Source organism: Actinophytocola sp., from assembly GCF_050699935.1.
Taxonomy (GTDB): domain Bacteria; phylum Actinomycetota; class Actinomycetes; order Mycobacteriales; family Pseudonocardiaceae; genus Actinophytocola.
The window spans coordinates 1-2,016 of record NZ_JBOHGB010000299.1 but is presented as its reverse complement, the minus strand read 5'-3'; the positions used below and the strand labels follow the sequence as shown (position 1 = coordinate 2,016).

1 protein-coding gene is annotated in these 2,016 nt (G+C 72.2%); it reads right to left on the bottom strand.

Annotated features, from left to right (window positions below):
• Positions 1-333: 333 nt before the first annotated feature.
• Positions 334-1,887 (bottom strand): class I adenylate-forming enzyme family protein, encoded by a 1,554-nt coding sequence (locus ACRDTB_RS38070; RefSeq protein ID WP_431437138.1) that lies wholly within the window; start codon positions 1,885-1,887, stop codon positions 334-336.
• Between the last annotated feature and the right edge of the window lie 129 nt (positions 1,888-2,016).

Below are 2,016 nucleotides of genomic sequence, written 5' to 3'. Positions count from 1 at the left end.
TAGCGGGCGAGCGCGGGCTGGTGCTGCTCCTCGCGGGTGACCGTCACGGTCACCTCGCCGGGCATCATCACCAGGCCGGCGGACGAGTTCTCGAACACGGAGACTCCCCAGAGGCCGAAGGACTATGCCCATGCATCGGCGCGCCGGGGAATCCGTTACCTGGAGGCCGCACCCGTCGGAAGATGCTCGGCATCGGCCCGGCCATGCGAGTGGTCCGTCGTGCCGGCCCGGACGTCCCGCCTGCCACGCCTGGCGGGCAGCGACGGGCAGACGGGGCGTCCGGAGTCCTATGTAGATAGTCGACTATGGATGGTCTACGTCACGGGGGAGTGGTCACGACAACCGGCTCCGCAGCTCCCGCTTGAGGACCTTGCCGGCGGCCGACACCGGGATCGAGTCCACCAGGTACACGTCGCGCAGTCGCTGGTACGGCACCACCTGCTCGTTCACCGCCGACATCAGACCGCCCGCGGACACCGACGGGCCGGCGGGCACCACGAACGCGACCGGCAGCTCGCCGGCGTCCGAGTCCGGCTTGCCGACCACGGCCGCGGCAAGAACGCCCGACTGCGCGGCCAGCAGCTCCTCCAGCTCCCGCGGGTACACGTTGTATCCCTTGTACAGCAGCATGTCCTTCATTCGATCCACAATGGACAAGTAGCCGTCCTCGTCCAGCACGCCGACGTCGCCGGTGTGCAGCCAGCCGTCGACGAGCACCTCGGCCGTCGCATCGGGACGGTCGTGGTAGCCGGGCATCACCTGCGGGCCACGGACGCAGACCTCGCCGCGCTCCCCCGGCCCGGACGCGCCGACGACGCGCACCGCCGTGTCGAACACGGGCACGCCGACCGTGCCGGCCTTGCGCACGCCGGACCGGTGCGTCGGGCCGAGCGTCGCGCCCATCGTGACCTCGGTCAGCCCGTAGCCCTCGCTCACCACCGCGTCCGGCGCGAGCGTCCGCAGCCGGTCGATCAGCTCCACCGGCATCGGCGCCGCGCCCGAGGAGATCGCGCGCACCGACGACAGGTCGGCGGTCTGGATGTCCGGACAGTGCAGCAGCGCGGCGAACAACGCCGGCGCACCGCCCATCGAGGTCACCCGCAGCCGCTGCGCGTCGGCGAGGTAGTGCGCCGGGTCGAGCCGGTCGTGCAGCGTGGTCGAGAACCCGGCCAGCACCAACGCGTTCAGCCCCGCGACCGTCCCCATCGCGTGGAACCACGGGGTCAGGTTGATCGACACCGCCGTGCCCAGCCGGGTCGGCCACTCCGCCTCGCTGCCCACCTGGTCGAGCACCAGCCCACCGTGCTCGTCGAGCGCCGGCAGCGAGCCCGTGCCCCAGCAGACGTACTGCAGCGTGTTCACCACGACGTTGCGGTGCGGCAGGCGCACGCCCTTCGACTCGCCCGTCGTCCCGCCGGTGTAGGCGAGGTGGGCGAGGTCGCGGTGGACGTCGACGGCGACCTCGGGCGGCACGGCCGACTGCCCGGCGCAGATGCCCGGCACCTGGGCGGCGGTCACGGTGAGCCTCGCGCCGGAGTCGGCGACCTGCCGCGCGGCGGCGGACTCCGGCAGCAGCGGGTTGACCGGTACGAACGTCCCACCCGCGAGCAACGTGCCGTAGTAGGCCACCGGGTACTCGAGGCAGTTCGGCAGGCGCAGTGCCACTCTGTCCCCCGTGGACAGTCCGCGGGCGAGCAGGCCGTGCGCGAACCGGGCGGCCCGGCGGGCGAGCTCGACGTAGGTCAGCGACTCCTCGCCGTGGGCGAACGCCACCCGGTCGCCGAACCGGCGGGCCGAGCCGGCGAGGATCGCGCCGACCGGAACCTCCGGGTAGTCGAGGGACTCGGGCAGCCCCGGTGGCCAGCTCTCGGCGGTGCGAACCGACATCGGGTCTCCGTAAGTTGTTAGGTGGCCCGGGAGGGCCGGATGTGGCTGATCGGGTCTTGCCCTTGGTGGCTCCTGAGGAGTGGCCGTCCGGCTCTTCGGGGCACCCTGGCTGGTGATTGAGATGCGCGT

Coding starts and splice junctions, on each gene's coding strand:
- ACRDTB_RS38070 (WP_431437138.1), bottom strand. CDS start 1,887: ATGTCGGTTCGCACCGCCGAGAGCTGGCCACCGGGGCTGCCCGAGTCC.